Here is a 19,688-nt window from a genome sequence, read left to right as displayed (position 1 = left end):
GGTGGGCGCCGACCCCGCCGGCGAACGAGGTCGCCGCGTGGCACGGGTGGGGGTCAGGCGAGCAGCCGGCGGATCTCGGCGGCGGCGGGATGGTCCGGGGCGGCGGTCAGGAAGCGGCGCAGGGTCACCTCGGCCCGGGCCCGGTCGGACCGCCGCTGGGCCAGCCCGAGCACCAGCAGCGCGTCCGGCGAATCGGGGACGCGCGCCAGCACCTGCCGGGCCTCCCGTTCCGCGCCGGCCGTGTCACCGGCGCGGACCAACGCGAATCCCATCCGCAGCCGCACGCCGTCGTCGTCGGGACGGGTTTGCAACGCCTGCCGGTACAGCTCCGCCGCCGCGTCGAAGCGGCTCTGCTGCTCCAGGTCCCGGGCGAGCAGCACGGCCACTGCCGCCGGGTCCGGTGGCTCGCCGCCCTCGGTCGACCCGTCGAGGCGGGCCCCGGCGGCCGCCACCGCCACGACGACGGCGACCAGACCGAGCGAGCCGGCCCGCCAGGCCAGGCGGGCCGCCGCGACGCCCGGCGCCGGTTCCGTCGGTGCCGGCGCCGGCGCCCCCCGGGCACGGGGGCGCAGCGTCCGAACCGCGGCGTACCCGGCGCCGACCAGCGTCAGGGCTGGTACGACCCACAGCAGCAGCCCGGAGCCGCGCACCGGCGGATCGGCCAGCACCTCCTCGCCGTAGCGCTGCACGAACCAGCGCCGGATGTCGTCCGGGTCGCGGCCCCGCGCGAGCTGGTCGGCCACGACCTGCCGCATGCCGGCGGCGATCGGGGAACGCGAGTCGGCCACCGACTCGCCCTGGCAGGACGGGCAGCGCAACCCGAGGGCGACCGACCGGACCGGATCCTGCCGTGGTGCGGGCTGGCCCGCACGAACCATGCCGAGGACCGCCGCGGCCAGCAGGACGGCCAGCACGGCGCCGCCGAGGGCGTGACGCCGCCTCATCCGGCCAGCAGCGGACCGAGCCGCTGTTCCAGCCACTGCCGGGTGACCACGCCCTGGCGCCGGTCCACGACCCGCCCGTCCCGGTCCACCAGGAAGGTTTCCGGCACGCCCCGGACCCCCCAGCCGATCGCCAGCGTGCCGTCGGGATCCGGCACCACCGTCATCGCTTCCGCGCCGGTCTCGCGCAGCAGCGCCCGTACCGCGTCGGGCCCGTCGCGCAGGTTGATGCCGACGATCCGCAACCCGGCGGGCTGCCCCCGCCGGCCGGCCTCCGCCAGCAGCGGCAGCTCGTCGCGGCAGGGCCCGCACCAGGATGCGAACACGTTCACCAGCACCGGATGCCCCCGCACGTCGGCGAGGTTGAACCGGCCCCCGTCGAGGGTCGTGCCGGCGATCGGCGGTGCGGGTTCCCCGGTCGAGGCGCCGACCGGCGCCGATCGGTCCGGCGTGCCGAGGCCGGCGGCGAGGCCGGCGCCGACGGCGGCGGTGACCACCAGCACCAGCGCCGGCCACAGCCGCGCGCGGAGCACGCTCACACCCGCACCTCCGGCCGCGTGACCGCCGCCGCGGTCGGGGCGGCGGCCCCGGGCGCAGGGCGGCGCCGCACCGCCGCCGGCACCGCGAGCAGCCCACCGGCCGCCGTCAGCCCGCCACCGACCCACAGCAGAGCCACCAGCGGATTCACCGCGAGCCGTACGGTCGCGCTGCCGCCGTCCGCGCCGGCGGCGATCAGCGTGACGTAGACGTCCCGGACCACTCCGGTGCGGATCTGCGGAACGGTGACGGCGGTGTCGTGGGCGGGAAAGTAGCGCAGGGCCGGCGTCAGTGTCCCGCCGCCGTCGTGCTCGAGCCGGGCGGTCACCGCCATCCGATCCGTGTCGCCCGTTCGACGCACCTCCAGCAGCCGCACCTGGACCCCGCCGACGCGTAGGGTCTCGCCCACCCGGATCTCCCGCTCGATGCTGCTGCCGTACGCCGACGAGCCGGCGACCCCGACGGCGACCAGCGCGATCCCGGCATGCGCCAGCAGGCCGCCGAGCCTCGCAGCGCTCAGTCGGGGGGCGGCCGTCACGATGCGGGCGGCCCGGGCGGCCTGCCCCGCCACGCCGGTGAGGACGAACGCCGCGGCCCCGAACGCGGCGAGGGCGGGCGCACCGGGGCGGCCGGCCCAGCCCAGCACGGCCACGACGGCCAGCGCGACGCCGAACGGCACGCCCAGCCGGCGCAGCCCGCCCGCGCGCCGGGCCGACACCACCGCGGGCACCACGCCCATCACCAGTAGCACCACGACGGCCAGCGGCACTGCGGTCCGCTGGTAGTAGCGGGGGCCCACGGCCGTGCGGATCCCACCGAGCGACTCGGACAGCAGCGGGAAGATCGTGCCGACCAGCACCATCGCCGCGATGGTGAGCAGCAGGACCCCGTTGACCAGAACGGCCGCGCCCCGCGACAGCATCGGCGTGCGGCTCCGCGGGACCGCATCCGGGCCCCGCCATCCCACCAGCACGGTCGAGACCGCGATGGCGAGCAGGACGAAGCCCAGCAGCATCGGACCGAGCGGCGACTCGGTGAACGCGTGCACGCTGGCCACCGCGCCGGAGCGGGTGAGGAACGTGCCGAGCAGCACCAGCAGGAAGCTCGCGCAGGCCAGCACGACGTTCCAACCCGCCCGCGCCCGCGCACCGCCGAGCGCCGTGTGCAGCAGCGCGGTGGCGGTCAGCCAGGGCAACAGGGAGGCGTTCTCCACCGGATCCCAGGCCCAGTATCCGCCCCAGCCCAGCACGGCGTAGGACCACCAGGCGCCGAGCCCGATCCCGGCGGTGAGCGCCGACCAGGCGACCAGGGCCCAGGGCCGGGCGGCGCGCAGCCAGTGGTGCCCGTCCCGGCCGGCGAGCAGCCCGGCGAGCGCGAACGCGAACGGCACGACCAGGCCGATGTAGCCCACGTAGAGCAGGGGCGGGTGCACCCCCATCGCGGGGTGCTGCTGCAGCAGTGGGTTGGGTCCGGGACCGTCGAGCGGCACCGGCCGCACCTCCCGGAACGGGTTCGCCGCGAAGTAGGTCAGCGCGAAGAAGAACATGCCGACCGCGCTGACCACGAGCATGGCGTACGCGTGCAGCCGGGCCGGGTACCGCGACGCCCGAGTTGCCAGCAGCGCGGCGATCGCGCAGTGGATGACCAGCCACAGCAGCAGCGAGCCGTCCAGTGCCGACCAGAGGCTGGTGACGGTGTAGTAGACAGGCACGTCCCGTCCACCGTTCTCGGCCACGAACCGGACGCTGAAGTCGTGGCGCAGCAGGGCGTACTCCAGCACGGCGCCACCGAGGACGGCGGCCAGGAAACTGGCGACGGTCGCGGCGCGTGCCACCCTGACCGGCCCGCCGGACAGCCCGGCGCGCAGCCAGAGCAGGGCGGCGAGGGTGGCCGTGACCAGGCCGGCGGCGAGGCTCGCGGTGCCGAACTCACCGGCCATCCGCCGGCCCTCCCGGGGTGGTCGAAGGCCGGTACTCGTTGCCGTGCCGAACGACGACCTGATCCGCGTCGAAGACCCCGTCGGCGGAGAAGCGGCCTTCGACGACGGCCGCCTCGCCCTCCCGGAAGGTCTCCGGCGGCACACCGCGCTGCCGCACGGCGATCTCGTGGCCGTCCTCCGCGAGCCGGAACTCCGTCCGATCGGAGGCACGGCGCAGCGAGCCGGGTACCACCTGGCCGCTCACCCGCAGCCGTTCCTGACGGACCTGCGGATCCCGGGACACCTCCGCCGGGGTGCGGTAGAAGGTGAGAGTGCCCTGCATGGCGGCGGCCGCCAGCAGGGCACCGGCGGAAAGGCCGACCAGGCCGACTGCGATCCGGCCGATGCGGCGGGTCATCCCGTCCGGACCGGCGTCCGCGCCGCCCTCGCCTGCTGCACGGCAGGGGCGCACTGGCGTTCCAGAGCCGCCAGCCGGCGCAGCAGGACGCAGAGAGCGGCGGCCGTCGCGGCGGCGACCGCGAGCAGCAGAGCCGCCCCCATCCGCGGGTCGATCGGGGGGCGCTGCGGCGCGAGTACCGTCGCCTGCTGGTGCAGGGAGCGCCACCAGACGACCGAGAAGTGCACCACCGGTACCAGCAGGAACGCGGCAACGCCGACGGCGGCCACCGGACGGGCGACCCGATGGTCGGCGCTGTCCGCCGCGGCGTGCCGCTCGCTGAGCAGGCGGCGCAGCGCCAGGTAACCGGCGTACACCGCCAGCAGCAGGGCGCTGCTCACCAGCCGCGGATCCCAGGCCCACCAGGTGCCCCAGACGAGATGGCCCCAGACGGCGCCGGTGGCGATCGCGGCGGCGGTCAGCACGACGCCGATCTCGGCCGCCGACCGGGCCAGGCGGTCGAACCGCAGATCCCGGTTGAGCAGGTAGGCGCCGCTGCCGAGCAGGACGACCGCGAAGGCGGCGTAGGCCACCCACGCGGCCGGGACGTGCAGGTACATCAGCCGCTGCGCCTGCCCCTGGAGCTGGTCCGCGGGCGCCACCAACCCGCCGGTCAGGGTCGCCGCGGCAGCCAACCCGCCGGCGGTCCAGGCCAGGGTGCGGCGGCCGGCGGCGGCCCGCGGGGTATCCGCGACGAGATCGAGGACCCGCTGGTGCATGATCTCCCTGTCCGCGCCCCGACCGGGCGCTTCCGCTGGCTATCGCTCGAACAGGACGCTAGCGGCCCAAAGAAGGCGATAGACGGCTTTTGGCGTAATTGCGGCACCAAAGCGGTTGGTGCCGCTACCGTCCCTGGCGGTGGACAGGTCAGCGGCGTCGACGGCCGGTGGGACCGCGCGGCGGTCGCACCGTCGCACCGTCATGGCGCTCGGCACCCTGGCGGCGCTGTTCGCCCTGACCTCCTGTGCCACGGACGCGCCGTCGACGCTCGACACCGCGGGGACCGGCGCCGAGCGCGTCGAGCGGACCTGGTGGCTGCTGTTCTGGATAGCCCTGGCGGTCTTCGTCGAGGTGATGGCGCTGCTGGCCTGGGCGCTGCTGTTCCGCCGCGCCCCGACGACCCGGGTCCGGCACGGCCAGCCACTGCGCTTCGTGGCCGTCGCCGGCGCCGGCGTTCCGCTGCTCATCCTGGTCGCGGTCTACGGCGTCGGGCTGCGGGACCTGGCGATGCTCGGCGCCGGCCCGGAGCCGCAGGCGCCGACCATCGAGGTCACCGGCCACAAGTGGTGGTGGGAGGTGCGGGTGCCGGGAATCGCCGGGGCGACCGCCAACGAGCTCCACATCCCGGTGGGGGAGCGGGTCCGGGTGCGGCTACGGTCCGCGGACGTGCTGCACAGCTTCTGGGTGCCGCAGCTGATGCCCAAGACCGACCTGATCGCCGGCGAGACCCGTGAGACGTGGCTGGAGGCCGAGCGGGCGGGCACCTACCGTGGCCAGTGCGCCGAGTACTGCGGCACCCAGCACGCGCACATGGCGTTCCTGGTGGTGGCTGAGCCCCGCCCGCAGTTCGACGCCTGGCTGGCCCGACTCGGCTCGCCGGCCCGGCAGCCGCGGACCGACGCCGAACAGCGCGGGCGGCAGGCGTTCGTCCAGGGCACCTGCGCCGGGTGCCACGCCGTCCGCGGCACCGCCGACGGCCGGGCCGGTCCCGACCTGTCCGACGTCGGTTCTCGCTGGAGCCTCGGTGCCGGCGCGGTGCCGAACGACGCCGGCCACCTCGGCGGCTGGATCGCCAACCCGCAGACCGTCAAACCCGGCAGCTACATGCCGCCGCAACCGATCGATGCCGCGCGGCTGCCGGACCTCATCGCGTACCTGCAGTCGCTGAAGTGACCACACGGGGGAGGTGACGACATGTCGACCGCTGCCGCACCGCCGACCGGCGCGACCCGCGAGGACCTGGCACGGCTGCAACAGCACTGGGGTGAGCGGCCGTCCCTGGTCGTCTGGTTCGGCACCGTCGACCACAAGAGGATCGGGCGGCGCTACCTGGTGACCGCCGGACTGTTCTTCGCCCTCGCCGGCATCAGCGCGCTGGCGATGCGCACCCAACTGGCCCGCCCCGAGTCCACCCTGCTCACCCCGGACGAGTACAACCAGCTGTTCACCATGCACGGCACGGCGATGATCTTCCTGTTCGCCACCCCGATGCTCTTCGGCTTCGGCAACTACCTGGTCCCGCTCATGATCGGTTCGCGGGACATGGCGTTTCCGAAGCTGAACGCGCTGGGCTACTGGATCTTCCTCTCCGCCGGGCTGTTCATGTGGGCCAGCCTGCCCTTCGGCGCCGCCCCGAACGCCGGCTGGTTCGCGTACGTGCCGTTGGCCGGTGAGCAGAGCCTGCCCGGGTTGAACATCGACGTCTACACCCTCGGGCTGCTGTTCCTCGGCATCGCCACCACCGCCGGCTCGATCAACTTCATCGTCACCGCGCTGAAGCTGCGCGCCCCCGGCATGTCGCTCGACCGGGTGCCGCTGTTCGTCTGGGCGATCGTCGCCACCGCGTTCATGGTGATCTTTGCGTTGCCCGCGTTGAACCTGGACAACGCGATGCTGTTCCTCGACCGCCGGTTCGGCACCCACTTCTTCGATCCGGAGGCCGGCGGAAACGTGCTGCTCTGGCAGCACCTGTTCTGGATCTTCGGCCATCCGGACGTCTACATCATCGTGCTGCCGGCACTGGGCATCGTCTCGGCGGTGCTGCCGACCTTCACCCGTCGGGGCGTGGTCGGCTACGCGCTGATCGTGCTCTCCATCGTGTCCATCGCGATCATCTCCTTCGGCGTGTGGGTGCACCACATGTTCGCCACCGGGCTGCCGCAGCTGTCCTACAGCTTCTTCAGCGCGGCCAGCACGATCATCACCATCCCGTCGGGCATCCAGATCTTCGCCTGGCTGGCCACCATGCTGCTCGGCCGGGTGGTCCTCCGGGTGCCGATGCTGTTCCTGATCGGATTCCTGGTGACCTTCGTGGTCGGCGGCTTCACCGGCACCATGTTCGCGATCACCGCCTTCGACCAGCAGATCACCGACTCGTACTTCGTCGTGGCGCACTTCCACTACGTGCTCGTCGGCGGCGCGCTGTTTCCGATCCTCGCCGGCATCTACTACTGGCTGCCGAAGATCACCGGCAGGATGTACCACGAGCGGCTCGGCCGGTGGGCGTTCGGGCTGGTGTTCACCGGCATGCAGGTCACGTTCTTCCCGATGCACCTCTACGGCCTGTGGGGCATGCCCCGACGCGTCTACACCTATCCCGGAGAGCTGGGCTGGGAGCGGTGGAACCTGGTCAGCACGGCGGGGGCGTACCTTCTCGCGGTCGGGCTGCTGCTCGTGCTGATCGGGGTCGGGCACGCGATCCGGCGCGGCCGGCCCGCCCCGGCCGATCCGTGGGGCGGGGACAGCCTGGAGTGGGCGACCCCATCACCACCGCAGCCCTACAACTTCCCGGTGCTGCCGCGGGTGCACAGCCTGCATCCCGTCTGGGACGCCCAGAGCATGGAGTCGATGGGCGCGGGCGCCACGGGTGACCGGATCCTCGCCGACGGCCGGACGACGCTGATCACCAGCGAACTGGACGGCCGGCGCGAACGCGCGGTCCAGATGCCCGAGGCCTCCCTGCAGCCGCTCCTGGTCGCCGTGGAGCTGCTCGTCTTCTTCACCGCGATGTTGTTCGCCTGGTACCCGGTCGCCGCCGTCGCCGCGCTGGCCGTCGCCGCGACGCTGGCCGTCTGGCTCTGGCCGCCGCGCCGGCCGGAGGCGGAGCCGGGGGTGACCGGATGAGAGACGCCCGAGGCGGCCTCGCGGCGGCCACCGGCGCCGAGGCGCTGACCACGGAACTGCCGGTCGGCCGCTCCATCGGCTGGTGGGGAATGGTCATGTTCGTCGCCACCGAGGCGACCCTGTTCGCCTACCTGCTCGGCAGCTACTTCTACCTGCGCTTCCAGCACGGCTCCCCGTGGCCCCCCGACGGAATCGCCGAGCCGGCGCTGCTGCGCCCGCTGGTGATGACCGCGGTGCTGCTGCCCAGCAGCCTGCCCCTGATCTGGGCGGAACGCGGCATCCGCGCCGGGCGGCGCCGGCGGCTGAACATCGGCGTCGCCGCCACCCTGCTTCTCGGGCTGACGTTCCTGGCCCTGCAGGCCACCGAGTACGCCGAACTGCTGCGTGAGTTCACCGTGACCACCAACGTCTACGGCTCGCTGTTCTACGTCATCACCGGGTTCCACGGCCTGCACGTGCTGGTCGGGCTGACCATGCTGAGCCGGCTGCTCGCCGCCTCGCTGCGCGGCGGCAGCCTTGGGGGCCACCGCCACGACCGGGTCCGCAACACGGCCATCTACTGGCACTTCGTCGACGCGGTGTGGGCCGCCATCCTGTTCACCGTCTACCTCTCGCCGTGGCTGTGATGAGCGTCCAGCCCGGTCAGCGCGCCCGCCTCGCCGGCGGGCTGCTGCTCTGGTACGGGGTCCTCGGCGGCGCGCTCGCCTGGGCCGTGCACCTGATCGTCGCCTGGGGCGTCGAGGAACTCACCTGCGCCTCCGGCTCCACGCGCGTCGGCGCCGTGCCGCTGCGCCTGGTCGTCACCCTGGCGGTGGTGCTGCCGGCGCTGGCCACCGTGGGATCGCTGCTCGCCGCCGGGCTGGCCTGGCGGCGCATCCGCCAGGACGGCGCGGACCGGTCTGTCTCCCGCACCAGGATGCTCGCCGTCGTGGGGATCTGGCTGAACCTGCTCTTCCTGACCATCATCGTCCTGGGCGGGGCCGCCCTGCTGGTGCTGGCGCCATGCCAGGGATGACCGCGACCGGCGGCGTGCCGCAGGAGGCGTCCGTCGTGGCCGGGCTGCTCGACATCCTGCTCGTGCTGACGCTGGCTCTGCTGGCCGCCGGCTACGGTCGCGGCGTACACGAGCTCTGGGCGCGCCGCGGCGCGGGACGCGTCCTGCCGGGCTGGCGGGTGGGCACCTTCGGCCTCGGCGTGCTGGTCGCGCTCGCCGCGCAGGGCCCTCCGCTGACCGACCTGGCCGGGCGGTCGTTGACCGGGCACATGATCCAGCACATGGCACTGCTGCTGGTCGCCGGGCCGCTGCTCGCCGCAGGCGCCGCCGGGCTGCCGCTGACCCTCGCCTGTCCGCAGCCGCTACGGCAACGACTGGCCCGGCTCCGGGCCGCCCCCACCGCCCGGTGGCTGCGCCGGCCGGTGACCACGGCTGCGCTGGCCGGTGGGGTGCAGACGCTGGTGCTGTGGGTCTGGCACCTGCCCGGGCCCTACGTCGCCGCCCTGCAACAGCCGCTCGTGCACGCCGTCGAGCATCTCTGCTTCGTCACCGCTGCCTGGCTGTTGTGGGCGCCGGTGCTCGGCGCGCCGCAGCACCGCCTGCCCGCCCCGATCGCGGTGCTGCTCCTGGTCGCCACGATGCTGCCGGCCTCGGCGCTGGGCGCGGTGCTCACCTTCGCGCCGCGACCGGTCTACCCGGCCGAGGCGCTCGGCCCCAACCCGCTCACCGATCAACAGGTGGCGGGCCTGCTGATGTGGGCGCCGATGGACGTGGTCGTGCTGGTCGCGACGTTGACCATCTTCCTGCGCTGGCTGCTGCGCCTGCACCGGCAGAGCCCGGACCGGGTGACCCCGCCGGAACAGAGCGGCCCGGTCGTCACCACGCATACCGGAGCGGGGGCGCGATGACGCGAAGAATCCGGTCGCTGTGGCCGGTCCTGGTGGTGTTGCCGGTCGTGCTCGTCGCGCCCGGCTGCGCCAGCACCGCCCCGCCGCCACCGCCGGAGGTCCGCGTCGGCTTCCCCGAGCGCGGCGCACAGCTCATCGTCGAGCACGGCTGCGGCTCCTGCCACGTCATCCCGGGCATCGACCGGGCGAACGGGCTGGTCGGCCCGCCCCTGACCCGCTTCGGCGCCCGCTCCTACATCGCCGGCGCGTTGCCGAACAACGCCGACAACCTGCGGCGCTGGATCGCCGACCCGCAGGCGGTCGAGCCCGGCACCGCCATGCCGGACCTGGGCATCGACCCGATCGACGCGCAGGACATCGCCGCCTACCTGTACACACTGGACTGAGGCCGTGGACCAACCAGCAACGATCACCGCCGGACGGGGCCGCAGGACGCGGCTGCACCCCCGGCGGGCCCTCGCCGTCGGTGCGGTGCTGGCGCTCGCCGCCGGACCCGGCGTCGCGGCGCAGCCCGACCCCCAACCGGCCACGTCCGCACCGGCCACGCCAGCACCGACCACGTCGGCGGCGTCCACGTCCGCACCGCCGTCGACCACGGCGGCACCGACCACGTCGGCACCGGCGGACCGCGGCGCCGAGCTCTACCGGCAGCGCTGCGCCAGCTGCCACGGCCCCCAGGGCCAGGGCGCCCAGCGGGGGCCCTCCCTGATCGGTGTCGGGCCCGCCTCGGTCGACTTCCAGGTCTCCACCGGCCGGATGCCGCTCTCGGCCGAGCGGCAGCAGCCCCGACGTGCCGAGCCGGTGTTCTCGGCCGGCGAGATCGCGGCGCTGGTCGGCCACGTCGGCACCTTCGGCGGCGGCCCGCAGATCCCGCAGGTCGTACCCGGCAGCGTCACCAACGGCCGGGAGATCTTCGCCGCCACCTGCGCACCCTGCCACGGCGCGACCGGGGCGGGCGCGTACCTGACCAACGGATCGATCGCCCCACCCCTGTACGACGCGACCGCGGTGCAGGTGGCCGAGGCGGTGCGGGTCGGTCCCGGTCTGATGCCGGTCTTTCCCAGCCAGGTCCTCAGCGACCAGCAGGTCAACGACGTGGTCACCTACGTGCGGAGGTTGCAGAGCGACCGACTGGACCGGGGCGGGAACCCGTTGGGCCGGTTGGGCCCGCTGGCTGAGGGACTCGTGGCGTGGATCGTCGTGCTGGGGCTGCTCGTCGCGGCAGCGCGCTGGCTGGGCGGGAGGGCTGGCGAGTGAGCGACAGCGGCGCACCGGTGCCCGACCGGGGTGTGACCCGCCGCATCGTCGCGGCCTTCCTGGTCAGCGCCGCCGGAGCGGTCGGCTTCGCGGTGACCTACGTCCTCGGCGGCCAGACGCAGTGGGAGGGCGTCTCGCTCGCGGTGGCCTTCGCCGGTCTGGCCGTGGGTCTCGCGGTCTGGGGGCGGCGGCTCGTGCCGTCCGGCGGCTACGTCGAGGAGCACGCCGGGTTCACCCCACCGCCGCGCACGCAGGCGCTGGCGGCGGCGGAGCTCACGGCCGAGGACAGCCCGCTGCGCCGCCGTGGCCCACTCGCCGCGCTCGGGCTGGCGCTGGCCGCCCTCGGCGTCACCGCGCTCTTCCCGCTGCGCTCCCTGCTGCCGTTCGACCGCGCCCGCCCGGTGACGGCACGGAAGGACACGCCCTGGGCGTTCGGTGTGCGGCTGGTGACCCGCGAGGGGCGACTGTTGCGCCCCGAGGACGTGCCGGCGGACACGATGGTCGCGGTCTTCCCGGAAGGCGGCGTCGACGCCGGTGACGGGCCCGCCTTCGCGGTCCGCCTCGACCCGCGACGCTTCACCCGGCCACCGGCCGGCGGTCACCTCGACGGCTTGGTCGTCTACTCGCTGCTGTGCACGCACGCCGGTTGCCCGGTCCGCCTCTACCTGGCAGGTACCGGGCAACTGCTCTGCCCCTGCCACCAGTCCGCGTTCGACCTGCTCGCCGCGGCCCGTCCGGTGTCTGGGCCGGCCGCCCGGGCGCTGCCCGGGTTGCCGATCGAGGTCGGTCCGGACGGCCACCTGCGCGCCACCGGTGACTTCACCGCCCCACCCGGCGCCGGCTTCTGGGGCCGGCCGTGATCGTCGACCGGTTCGCCCGCGCCCTCGACGACCGGCTGCGGCTGTCTCCCGTCGCCCGCAAAGCCCTGGCCAAGGTGTTCCCCGACCACTGGTCGTTCATGCTGGGCGAGATCGCGCTCTACTCGTTCGTCGCGCTGATCCTCACCGGCGTCTACCTGACCCTCTTCTTCGACCCCAGCGTCGCCGAACGCGTCTACCAGGGCAGCTACGCGCCGCTGGATGGCGTCCCCACCTCCGCCGCGTACGCCTCGACGGTGCGGTTGAGCTGGGACGTGTCTGCCGGGTTGCTGATCCGGCAGACACACCACTGGGCGGCGCTGGTCTTCGTCGCCGCGATCGTGGTGCACCTGATCCGGATCTTCTTCACCGGGGCGTACCGCAAGCCGCGCGAGATCAACTGGCTGATCGGCGTCACCATGCTGGCCCTGGCCCTGTTCAACGGCTTCACCGGCTACTCGTTGCCGGACGATCTGCTCTCCGGTATGGGCCTGCGGATCCTCGTCTCGGTGACGGAGTCCGTCCCGGTGGTCGGGCCGTGGCTGGCGTTCCTGGCTCTCGGCGGCGAATTTCCCTCCGACGAGATGATTCCCCGGATGTTCGTCAGCCACGTGCTGCTGGTCCCGGCCATCCTCGTCGCGCTGGTATCGATCCACCTGGCGATCATCGTGCGGCAGACGCACAGCCAGTTCCCGGGCCCGGGACGGACCGAACACAACGTCGTCGGCTCCCGGCTCTGGCCCAGCTACGCCCTGCGCTCGCTGGCCCTGTTCGCCTGGGTGCTCGCCGTGCTGTTCGCCCTCGGCGGGCTGGTGCAGATCAACCCGGTGTGGATCTACGGACCGTTCGAACCGGCCGAGGCCACGGCCCCCGCCCAACCCGACTGGTACGTCGCCTTCGGCGACGGGGCGCTGCGCCTCTTCCCGCCGTGGGAGATCCGAATCGCCGGGTACCTCGTGCCCGCCCCGTTCGTCCCCGGGGTGGTGCTGGGCGGGCTGACCTTCCTCGCCCTGTACGCCTGGCCGTTCGCCGAGCGGCTGCGCACGAAGGACCGCCGGCCGCACCAACTGCTCGACCGCCCCCGCGACCACCCCGCGCGCACCGGCGTCGGCGTCACCGCCATCACCTTCTACGGGGTGCTGACCGTCGCCGCGGGCGACGACCTCATCGCCCGGCTGCTGGATGTGCCGACCCATGACGTGCGCTCGCTGCTGCAGGTGCTGGTCCTGCTGCTGCCCGTGGCGGCCGGGCTGCTCGCGTACCTGGTGGCGCGGGCCCTGAACCGCGGCGACGCCGCCGGGATCGGCGATCTCACCCGCGCCGACCTGCGGCGGGCCGTCGGTGGGCCCCGCCGTGGGGGCGAGGCGGGGCGGGCGTACCGGCCGCCCGGGCCTGCCGCGCAGGCGCCGCTGCCGGGCGAGCGGATCGAGGTGTGGTCCGAGGGCGACCTGTGGCGCTGGCGCTACCGCGACGACGCCCGGGACGTCACCATCCACGGAAACCTGTCGGGGGAGTCGGAGCACGAGGTGGCCCGGGCGTCCCGGCTGGCGTACCCGGGGGTGGACCGCGTCGTCGTTCCCGGGCCCCCGCCGCCGGCTCCCGGCCTCCGGTCCGCGCTGCGCCGCTGGGGCGACGCCGCGCTCGGGGTGTCCCTGCTGGTGACGGCCCTGGCGCAGCGGCGGCGGGTGCGCAGACCGGACCGTCCCGGCCCGGACGGCGACCGGCCGGACGGGCGGTCGGGGCCGTCGGACTGACCGGTACGGCGATGACGGAACTGCGGGGACGGCACGAAACTTGTCTCGGTGGCGGTCAAGGCGGTTCTGCTCCACGTCACCGCGGTCGTCGGCCTGCGCACCACCATCCTGGCCACCCACGCCTCGGGGCTGGTGTCGAAGTCCGTCACAGCCACCCGTTGATGGCGGCGACGTGCACGGCGGCTTCGAAGCACTGGAGACGGGCGGCCGGCCCGGGCGCGGCGGAAGCGCCGTCGACACCGGCGCGACCGGGCCGCTCACCGGCGGCCGGTGGCGGCGTGAGCTACGCGACGTTGCTCTGCTTGGGCCTCCTCGGCGAGCTGGCCTCGACGGCGCTGGCCGGTGCGCGGCGTGCTTGCCGATGGTTGCCGCGGGCCGCTCCCGGCGTGATCTTCCTGCCACCGGTTTTTACCGCGCTCGACACCGCCCTTGCGCTGCAGGTGTGGCGGCCCGTCGTATGGCAGTGTGTGGAAGGCCTTAGCCAGCGGCTTTGGCGATGATGCGGTCCATCTCATCTCGACCGAAGGCCCGCAGGGTCGTGGTACGGACGTTGCCCGCCCCGCCGAGCTGCAGGAGCGCTGCGGCGGCGGTTTCGTCGTCGGGCGCCTCGACGACGGCCACGACGTCGTACGGACCGACGGTCCAGTAAATGTTCAGGAGATTCGCCCCGAGATTCTGGGTCGCTGCGGCGAAAGCCTCGGCGCGCTTCGCGGTGTCCTTGTAGCCTCGGATCCCCTGATCGGTCCAGTTCAGCAACGCGACATACGTTGGCATCGGTCCTTCACCTCCATGAAGAGACCTCATCGTAAGGTTAATTCAGGGCATAACAGCCGGAATCCGCATCAAGTACGCACCAGAACGAGTGCCCTCGTCGTCCGGTGGGCGGATCCCCTCCGGCAACTCTCACCTCTCTGGCGCGCCCCGCTCAGCGGCCTCCCGTCGAGCAGCCGTACATCCAGCGATGGCGACCCGACAAGTCCGACCGATATCCACGCCGCTGCACGCCCACGAACCAACCCCACCGCAACAGCCGAAATGAGTCAGCCACTACGCGGATCAGATGCCCTCTTCAGTCGCTTCGCCGCGGCGCGCCGCGTCGCGGATCACGCGAGCGGCGTCGTCGCTGGAGCAGCCGGTGGCGCGGAGCAGATCGCCGGCGGCGACGCGTACCTGCGCCACGACGGCGTTGCCGTAGGTTCCCACCTCCTCGCGGCTGGCTTGTCCTGCTGTCTCAGCGGCCTGGACGGCCCGGTGCCTGGCGGCATCGAGGGAACGTCCGCGGGGGCAGTCCTGCTGCAGTTGCCGTATCGCGTCGGACAGGGTGTCGACGGCGTCGGGCAGTGCCGCGGGCAGCGGTTCCTGGTGGCGGATGAGGATCGCCGCTCGGCGGGCGAGGTCCCGGCTGTCGCCGATGATCCAGTACATGCAGGTGACAGCTCGGGCGTACCGCTCGAACTCCGTGCGTCGGTTCCACCGGGCCGGGGCGATGGTCACCACTTCCTGGGCGCCGCTGAGCGCCTCGCGGAGCCGCTGCACGTCCGGCTCCATCGCCCCCAGTCCGTCCAGTGTTTGTTGGGCCTGGTCGGCGTCGTGGGCGCGCAGCGCCTCGGCGATCCCGCGTAGGTAGCAGTTGAGGGTGTGCACGACGGGGTCGGCGGCCCGGTTGAGCACTCTGATCGGGTTGAGGGGCAGCAACAGCGCGACCACCACGAGGCCGACCAGGCTGCCGGCGACCGCGTCGACGATCCTGGGCACCTCGAGGTTCCGGTCGCTCGGGGACAACGTCGCGATCAGCACGGCCGTGCCGGCGACCTGGCTGACCAGCGTTCCGGCGCCTCCGGCGATGCCCAGCGCGAGACCGACGGCCAGGCAGACCACCACGCCGGTCTGCCACGGGCCGGTGCCGATAAGGAAGATCAAACCGTCGCCGATTGCGATCCCGAGCCCTACCCCGGCCAGCAGAACGGCGGTACGTCGGGCACGCTGGCCGACAGCGGCGACGATGGTGCCGACCGCTGCGCTGGGTGCGAAGACAGGACTCGGATTGCCGAGCAGGTCATGCGCCAACCACCATGCCAGCGCCGCGGCGAGACCGGATTGCACCGCGATCACCGCGATGATCTCCATCTGACGTCGCCGCAGCCGCCCCCCTCTCTCGCTGCGCCGCCATGCGCGGGCCGCGACCCGTCGCGCGCTGGCATCAAGCGAAGCAAGCGGCATGCGGTCACGCGCTTGTGGTCGGGAGTCCGCCATGGCCGAGCCTACCCGCGGAGCCGCTGTCGAATCGGCCCGTCTGGCCGACCTGGGTGCCCCTGGCCGTCGCCTCGCCCCACACCCGCACGAGGGGCGACCAGCGCTGCGTCGGGCGGTGAGAAGCCAGGGCCCACGGGAGCGGCCACAACGCTGGAGCGATGGGCCCTGAGGGAAGCCACGGAAATGCCACACCCTCTCGACGGCGTGGCGTGCCGGGCCCACCGCACGGCGAGGCATCGTACGGTGCGGGCGTGACGAAGTGCCGTGCCCGGCCGCAGGCCGCTGCTGACGCCGAGTACCGGCGGCGCGGAGCCAGCCGGCGAGCGGCGACCTACCTGAACGCCCGGCTCCACCGGAGCCATCGACATCCCCCCATTTCCGGCAAGCCGTCGCACAAGCCGCGCTGTCTGGGTCATTGACGGCAATGCCGTCAGATCAAAGTTGCGCTGTCCCGCGACGGTGACGTCCGCGACGAGCAGCCCGCGATTGACGGTGGAGCTCACGGCGCACTGTTAGGCAGCGTTGCGGTTGGGTGGTAGCCAACTCGGATGGCGACAGACGAGGGGTAGCCCAACGATCAGGCGCCGGTCCGAGGCCTGGACGACCCGGACACCACTGGCTCGCGTCAGGGCGCCATCCAGGACAGAGCGTCAGGCCGTCGTGTCCTCGACTCCGCTTCGGACAACGGCCGTTCCGCCGACCCGGGTCAAGATGCCCTCCGGGGTGGTTGTCGCGGTGGCGAACACCAGGGACGGGCGCCCGGCCGAGTGTCCCTGTTCGACCTCGACGCTGCTCCGGCCATGTGTCACATGAAGGTGCGCGGCGAGGCATCCGCTGCTGTTGGCGTTGACGACATCCTCGCCGACTCCGATGGCGGGCGCGAACATGCGCGCCACCGCCCTGCCGTCGACCGGAGACATCGTGTAGACAAAGCAGCCGAGGTAACCGAGGCGGCGGCATTCGGCGGCGAGCCGGGGCAGATCCGGTCGCAGGGAGCGCAGGATCGACGCCGTCTTGACGGGCACGAGCAGTCGCGGCGTTCCCGGCGACGCGACGCTCGGGGTGTCGTCCGCGGCGATGGCGTCCGGCCCGACACCGAGGGCGCCGAGGACCCCGTCGAGGCCTGCGGGAACGCCGTCCTGAAGACCGATGAGGCCCTGGTCGAACCACACCTCGATGCCGTCGTCGCGCTCGACCGCCGTGGTCTCGAAGATGCGGCCACCGGTCCGCTGGCGCCCGTAATGCTCTGCTGAGCCGCGACGGCGCAGCAGGAACGCCTGGGCGGCCACGGTGCCGTGCCCGCAGTTGGTGAGCTCGCCATGCGTGGTGAAGAACCGGACAGTGTCCGTACCGGTGTCCACGAACGCCGCGTGTGAGGTACCTGCGTCGCGAACTGCCACGCGGCGCGCGCCATCGCCGAGTGCCGGGTCGTCGATCAGCACGGCGGTGGGGCTGCCGCCTTGTCCCCCGAGCGTGCAGGCGTCGACGATCGTCACGTCGCGGCGGGAGAAGCCGGTCATGCCGGCATCCCTTCGTCGGTAGATGCCGTGTGGCCGGCGAGGGCGCCCGCCCAGTCGTCGGACCAGCGTACAAGCGGGCACAGCGCCTGGTAGGCGTGGTGCCCGAGCACGCTGGGAGCGTACGCGGTATCCGGTTGCTGCTCGACGATGCGGGCCATTGGCAGCTCGGCCGGTCGGTGCTGCACGTCGATTCCGCCCGCCTTCTCCAACGCTACGTTTCCGATACGGTACCGCCTCGCGGTCATTCGCCTTCTCCGCCGCTGACGGGCTGTTGCTCAGCGTTGTCCTCGGGACCGTGGGCTCCGCTCGGCCGCGGGCCGCCCGAGCGGAGCCGGTCAGGGAACCTCGGGTCAGCCGAGGGTGGCGGTGTCGATGACGAACCGGTAGCGGACGTCGGAGGCGAGGACGCGTTCGTAGGCATCGTTGATCTTGTCGGCGGAGATGAGTTCGACGTCGGCGCCGATGCGGTGTTCGGCGCAGAAGTCGAGCATCTCCTGGGTCTCGCGGATGCCGCCGATCATCGAGCCGGCGTAGGAGCGTCGAGCGCCGATGAGGGAGAAGACGTTGAGGGTCAGCGGCTCGGCGGGGGCGCCGACGTTGACGAGGGTGCCGTCGACGGCGAGCAGGTTCAGGTAGGCGTCGACGTCGATGGGGGCGCTGACCGTGTTGATGATCAGATCGAACCGGCCGGCGAGCTGCTGGAAGGTGTCCGGGTCGCTCGTGGCGTGGTAGTGGTCGGCGCCCAGGCGGAGTCCGTCCTCCTGCTTCTTCAGCGACTGGGACAGCACGGTCACCTCGGCACCCAGGGCGTGGGCGATCTTGACTGCCAGGTGCCCCAGCCCGCCGAGGCCGACGATGGCGACCTTCTTGCCCGGGCCGGCGCCCCAACGGCGCAGCGGCGAGTAGGTGGTGATGCCCGCACACAGCAGCGGCGCGGCGGCCGCGAAGTCGATTCCCTCGGGCACCGACAGGACAAAATCGGCATCGACCACGACGTGGGTGGCGTAGCCGCCCTGGGTGACGGTGCCGTCCCGGTCGACCCCGCCGTAGGTGGGCACCATGCCGTTGACGCAGTACTGCTCGTCGCCGGTGCGGCAGTTCACGCAGTCCCGGCAGGCGTTCACCATGCAGCCGACCCCGACCCGGTCCCCGACCTGATGCCGGGTGACCTCGGGGCCCACCTCGGTGACGATGCCGACGATCTCGTGGCCGGGCACCAGCGGGTAGGGCTGGGGTCCCCAGTCACCGCGAACGGTGTGGATGTCGGAGTGGCAGATGCCCGCGTACGTGATCTCGATGAGCACGTCGTTGCGACCGACGTCACGCCGCTCGATGATCGTGGGGGCCAGCGGCTCGGACGGGCTGGGTGCTGCGTAGGCGTGAACACGCATGATGGTTGCTCCTGTTCTTCGTGACGAGGCTTGGTCGCGGCGCGGCCGGTTGCGCTTACGGGCACCTGCCCGAGCAGGGCGTCGGGGTGCCGCCGTCGCGCGGGATGGCGCTGGTGCCGCATTATGTGGGCTCAGGCGGCGGCCCGCTGCTCGGCGCGTTCTCGCCATCCAGGAAACCTCGTCTGTGACCTGCTGGGGAGTCTCTGATGGAAGGTGTACTGGCAGGGCACCCCACGGCGAGCCGCAGAGGTGCGTCGGAACGTGGACAATCGCACCGAGGTCCGCGAGGTTCCACGCCTCGTGGCTATCGGGCGGGGAAGCGCAGGATTCGATCGTCACCGTCGCGTACGTCACCGCGGCCGTCGGTGTTGGAGGTGGTCAGCCACAACGCTCCGTCGGGTGCGACCTGCGCGGTCCGCAGGCGGCCGTAGCGGTCCTCCAGTCGCGCCGACGGCTCGCCGGCGGTGCCGCCGTCGAGGGGGATGGTCCACAGCCGTTCGCCTCGCAGCGCCGCCACGTATGCGACATCGGCGGCGATGGCCATGCCCGACGGCGAGGCCTCACGGACGGTCCAGGTGACGAGCGGGTTGGTGTACCGCCCACCGTCCGTGTCACCGGTTCCTTCGACCCGGGGCCAGCCGTAGTTGCGTCCCGGCTCGATGCGGTTGACCTCGTCCAGTTCGTTCTGCCCGAACTCGGTGGCGAAGAGCCGTCCAGCCGAGTCCCAGGCCAGGCCCTGCACGCCCACGATGAGCAGCGCGGCGCACGCCGCACGCCACCGTCTGCCTGTCGTGCCGATTGCCATCTGATTCCTCTGAGACTGCTGGGGAGCGTGTTCCGTCGGCCGCTGAAGAACCGCGTGGGTGCCCTGTCATCACGGCTGTGGGTGCGGGGGCGGTCAGCTTCCAACTCGAGCCGGGCGGGGCCCGGATCATCAGTGGGCTTGCTGCGGCCGACGCAGAGCCGCCGATGCGCGGCCTGCCGGTACCCATGTCCCGAGCGGCGCTTCTGCCCAGGTCACCGGCATCGGGATCAGGCGGGGTGGCCAGGGCGGGCCA

At 72.8% G+C, this 19,688-nt stretch carries 22 protein-coding genes; 11 read left to right on the top strand and 11 right to left on the bottom strand.

Annotation, left to right across the window (positions count from 1 at the left end; all coding sequences use genetic code 11):
• Positions 1-53: 53 nt before the first annotated feature.
• From ABT006_RS09085 to ccsA, 5 genes are read right to left on the bottom strand one after another with little or no spacing between them, the layout of a single operon-like run.
• Positions 54-944 (bottom strand): cytochrome c-type biogenesis protein CcmH, encoded by an 891-nt coding sequence (locus ABT006_RS09085; protein WP_350704480.1) that lies wholly within the window; start codon positions 942-944, stop codon positions 54-56.
• A complete protein-coding gene (locus ABT006_RS09080; RefSeq protein ID WP_350704478.1) occupies positions 941-1,480 on the bottom strand; it encodes a TlpA family protein disulfide reductase in 540 nt (179 codons plus the stop codon). Before ABT006_RS09080 ends, ABT006_RS09085 begins: the two co-directional genes overlap by 4 nt.
• The gene (locus tag ABT006_RS09075) at positions 1,477-3,417 is read right to left on the bottom strand and encodes a heme lyase CcmF/NrfE family subunit (protein ID WP_350704476.1); all 1,941 of its coding nucleotides are present in this window, start codon (positions 3,415-3,417) and stop codon (positions 1,477-1,479) included. Before ABT006_RS09075 ends, ABT006_RS09080 begins: the two co-directional genes overlap by 4 nt.
• Positions 3,407-3,814: a cytochrome c maturation protein CcmE gene (locus ABT006_RS09070; protein ID WP_350704474.1), complete on the bottom strand. Its 408-nt coding sequence runs from the start codon at positions 3,812-3,814 to the stop codon at positions 3,407-3,409. The genes ABT006_RS09075 and ABT006_RS09070 overlap by 11 nt, the downstream gene beginning before the upstream one ends.
• Positions 3,811-4,572, bottom strand: coding sequence for a cytochrome c biogenesis protein CcsA (gene ccsA / locus ABT006_RS09065; protein ID WP_350704472.1), 762 nt, complete (start codon positions 4,570-4,572; stop codon positions 3,811-3,813). The genes ABT006_RS09070 and ccsA overlap by 4 nt, the downstream gene beginning before the upstream one ends.
• 202 nt (positions 4,573-4,774) lie before the next feature.
• Between ccsA and coxB the strand changes: the two genes are divergently transcribed.
• From coxB to ABT006_RS09015, 10 genes are all read left to right on the top strand, one after another.
• Complete coding sequence (gene coxB / locus ABT006_RS09060; RefSeq protein WP_350704471.1) at positions 4,775-5,746, top strand: cytochrome c oxidase subunit II; 972 nt, start codon at positions 4,775-4,777, stop codon at positions 5,744-5,746.
• A 21-nt stretch (positions 5,747-5,767) separates the two neighbouring features.
• Positions 5,768-7,696 carry a cytochrome c oxidase subunit I gene (gene ctaD / locus ABT006_RS09055; protein WP_350704469.1) on the top strand — a complete coding sequence of 643 codons (1,929 nt, stop codon included), beginning with the start codon at positions 5,768-5,770 and terminating at the stop codon, positions 7,694-7,696.
• On the top strand, positions 7,693-8,322 hold the full coding sequence (locus tag ABT006_RS09050) for a cytochrome c oxidase subunit 3 (RefSeq protein ID WP_350704467.1): 630 nt from the start codon (positions 7,693-7,695) through the stop codon (positions 8,320-8,322). Before ctaD ends, ABT006_RS09050 begins: the two co-directional genes overlap by 4 nt.
• Entirely contained in the window at positions 8,322-8,711 is a 390-nt protein-coding gene (locus ABT006_RS09045; protein WP_350704465.1) for a hypothetical protein, read from the top strand. The genes ABT006_RS09050 and ABT006_RS09045 overlap by 1 nt, the downstream gene beginning before the upstream one ends.
• Complete coding sequence (locus ABT006_RS09040; RefSeq protein ID WP_350704463.1) at positions 8,708-9,598, top strand: cytochrome c oxidase assembly protein; 891 nt, start codon at positions 8,708-8,710, stop codon at positions 9,596-9,598. The genes ABT006_RS09045 and ABT006_RS09040 overlap by 4 nt, the downstream gene beginning before the upstream one ends.
• Positions 9,595-9,984, top strand: coding sequence for a c-type cytochrome (locus ABT006_RS09035; RefSeq protein ID WP_350704461.1), 390 nt, complete (start codon positions 9,595-9,597; stop codon positions 9,982-9,984). Before ABT006_RS09040 ends, ABT006_RS09035 begins: the two co-directional genes overlap by 4 nt.
• 4 nt (positions 9,985-9,988) lie before the next feature.
• Positions 9,989-10,855 carry a cytochrome bc1 complex diheme cytochrome c subunit gene (qcrC, locus tag ABT006_RS09030; protein ID WP_350704459.1) on the top strand — a complete coding sequence of 289 codons (867 nt, stop codon included), beginning with the start codon at positions 9,989-9,991 and terminating at the stop codon, positions 10,853-10,855.
• Entirely contained in the window at positions 10,852-11,715 is an 864-nt protein-coding gene (locus ABT006_RS09025) for a QcrA and Rieske domain-containing protein (protein ID WP_350704457.1), read from the top strand. The genes qcrC and ABT006_RS09025 overlap by 4 nt, the downstream gene beginning before the upstream one ends.
• A complete protein-coding gene (gene qcrB, locus ABT006_RS09020) occupies positions 11,712-13,466 on the top strand; it encodes a cytochrome bc1 complex cytochrome b subunit (RefSeq protein ID WP_350704455.1) in 1,755 nt (584 codons plus the stop codon). Before ABT006_RS09025 ends, qcrB begins: the two co-directional genes overlap by 4 nt.
• Positions 13,467-13,744: 278 nt before the next feature.
• A complete protein-coding gene (locus ABT006_RS09015; protein ID WP_350704453.1) occupies positions 13,745-13,966 on the top strand; it encodes a hypothetical protein in 222 nt (73 codons plus the stop codon).
• On the opposite strand, the gene ABT006_RS09010 is transcribed toward ABT006_RS09015, so the two are convergent.
• The 5 genes from ABT006_RS09010 to ABT006_RS08990 form a co-directional block, all read right to left on the bottom strand.
• Positions 13,944-14,240: a GYD domain-containing protein gene (locus ABT006_RS09010; protein WP_350704452.1), complete on the bottom strand. Its 297-nt coding sequence runs from the start codon at positions 14,238-14,240 to the stop codon at positions 13,944-13,946. The genes ABT006_RS09015 and ABT006_RS09010 overlap by 23 nt on opposite strands.
• Before the next feature lie 282 nt (positions 14,241-14,522).
• Positions 14,523-15,593: an FUSC family protein gene (locus ABT006_RS09005; RefSeq protein ID WP_350704450.1), complete on the bottom strand. Its 1,071-nt coding sequence runs from the start codon at positions 15,591-15,593 to the stop codon at positions 14,523-14,525.
• A 776-nt stretch (positions 15,594-16,369) separates the two neighbouring features.
• Positions 16,370-17,239 carry a PhzF family phenazine biosynthesis protein gene (locus tag ABT006_RS09000; protein ID WP_350704448.1) on the bottom strand — a complete coding sequence of 290 codons (870 nt, stop codon included), beginning with the start codon at positions 17,237-17,239 and terminating at the stop codon, positions 16,370-16,372.
• Entirely contained in the window at positions 17,236-17,484 is a 249-nt protein-coding gene (locus tag ABT006_RS08995; protein ID WP_350704446.1) for a hypothetical protein, read from the bottom strand. Before ABT006_RS08995 ends, ABT006_RS09000 begins: the two co-directional genes overlap by 4 nt.
• Before the next feature lie 105 nt (positions 17,485-17,589).
• Positions 17,590-18,633: an NAD(P)-dependent alcohol dehydrogenase gene (locus ABT006_RS08990; protein ID WP_350704639.1), complete on the bottom strand. Its 1,044-nt coding sequence runs from the start codon at positions 18,631-18,633 to the stop codon at positions 17,590-17,592.
• Between the two features lie 2 nt (positions 18,634-18,635).
• On the opposite strand from ABT006_RS08990, the gene ABT006_RS08985 reads away from it, so the two are divergent.
• Positions 18,636-18,818, top strand: coding sequence for a hypothetical protein (locus ABT006_RS08985; RefSeq protein ID WP_350704641.1), 183 nt, complete (start codon positions 18,636-18,638; stop codon positions 18,816-18,818).
• Between the two features lie 116 nt (positions 18,819-18,934).
• Here the strand turns inward: ABT006_RS08985 and ABT006_RS08980 are convergent, their stop codons facing one another.
• Positions 18,935-19,435 (bottom strand): PQQ-dependent sugar dehydrogenase, encoded by a 501-nt coding sequence (locus ABT006_RS08980; RefSeq protein WP_350704444.1) that lies wholly within the window; start codon positions 19,433-19,435, stop codon positions 18,935-18,937.
• Positions 19,436-19,688: the final 253 nt, after the last annotated feature.

The sequence above is a fragment of the Micromonospora sp. NPDC002717 genome (assembly GCF_040295705.1).
Taxonomy (GTDB): Bacteria; Actinomycetota; Actinomycetes; order Mycobacteriales; family Micromonosporaceae; genus Micromonospora.
The sequence above is the reverse complement of the archived record's forward strand: the minus strand, read 5'-3'. Positions and strand labels throughout refer to the sequence as shown.

Excerpts from the sequence above, each read along its gene's own strand:
- ABT006_RS09085 (WP_350704480.1), bottom strand. The coding sequence starts at position 944 with ATGAGGCGGCGTCACGCCCTCGGCGGCGCCGTGCTGGCCGTCCTGCTG.
- ABT006_RS09075 (WP_350704476.1), bottom strand. The coding sequence starts at position 3,417 with ATGGCCGGTGAGTTCGGCACCGCGAGCCTCGCCGCCGGCCTGGTCACG.
- ABT006_RS09070 (WP_350704474.1), bottom strand. The coding sequence starts at position 3,814 with ATGACCCGCCGCATCGGCCGGATCGCAGTCGGCCTGGTCGGCCTTTCC.
- ccsA (WP_350704472.1), bottom strand. The coding sequence starts at position 4,572 with ATGCACCAGCGGGTCCTCGATCTCGTCGCGGATACCCCGCGGGCCGCC.
- coxB (WP_350704471.1), top strand. The coding sequence starts at position 4,775 with ATGGCGCTCGGCACCCTGGCGGCGCTGTTCGCCCTGACCTCCTGTGCC.
- ctaD (WP_350704469.1), top strand. The coding sequence starts at position 5,768 with ATGTCGACCGCTGCCGCACCGCCGACCGGCGCGACCCGCGAGGACCTG.
- ABT006_RS09050 (WP_350704467.1), top strand. The coding sequence starts at position 7,693 with ATGAGAGACGCCCGAGGCGGCCTCGCGGCGGCCACCGGCGCCGAGGCG.
- ABT006_RS09045 (WP_350704465.1), top strand. The coding sequence starts at position 8,322 with ATGAGCGTCCAGCCCGGTCAGCGCGCCCGCCTCGCCGGCGGGCTGCTG.
- ABT006_RS09040 (WP_350704463.1), top strand. The coding sequence starts at position 8,708 with ATGACCGCGACCGGCGGCGTGCCGCAGGAGGCGTCCGTCGTGGCCGGG.
- ABT006_RS09035 (WP_350704461.1), top strand. The coding sequence starts at position 9,595 with ATGACGCGAAGAATCCGGTCGCTGTGGCCGGTCCTGGTGGTGTTGCCG.
- ABT006_RS09010 (WP_350704452.1), bottom strand. The coding sequence starts at position 14,240 with ATGCCAACGTATGTCGCGTTGCTGAACTGGACCGATCAGGGGATCCGA.
- ABT006_RS09005 (WP_350704450.1), bottom strand. The coding sequence starts at position 15,593 with ATGGAGATCATCGCGGTGATCGCGGTGCAATCCGGTCTCGCCGCGGCG.
- ABT006_RS09000 (WP_350704448.1), bottom strand. The coding sequence starts at position 17,239 with ATGACCGGCTTCTCCCGCCGCGACGTGACGATCGTCGACGCCTGCACG.
- ABT006_RS08995 (WP_350704446.1), bottom strand. The coding sequence starts at position 17,484 with ATGACCGCGAGGCGGTACCGTATCGGAAACGTAGCGTTGGAGAAGGCG.
- ABT006_RS08980 (WP_350704444.1), bottom strand. The coding sequence starts at position 19,435 with ATGGCAATCGGCACGACAGGCAGACGGTGGCGTGCGGCGTGCGCCGCG.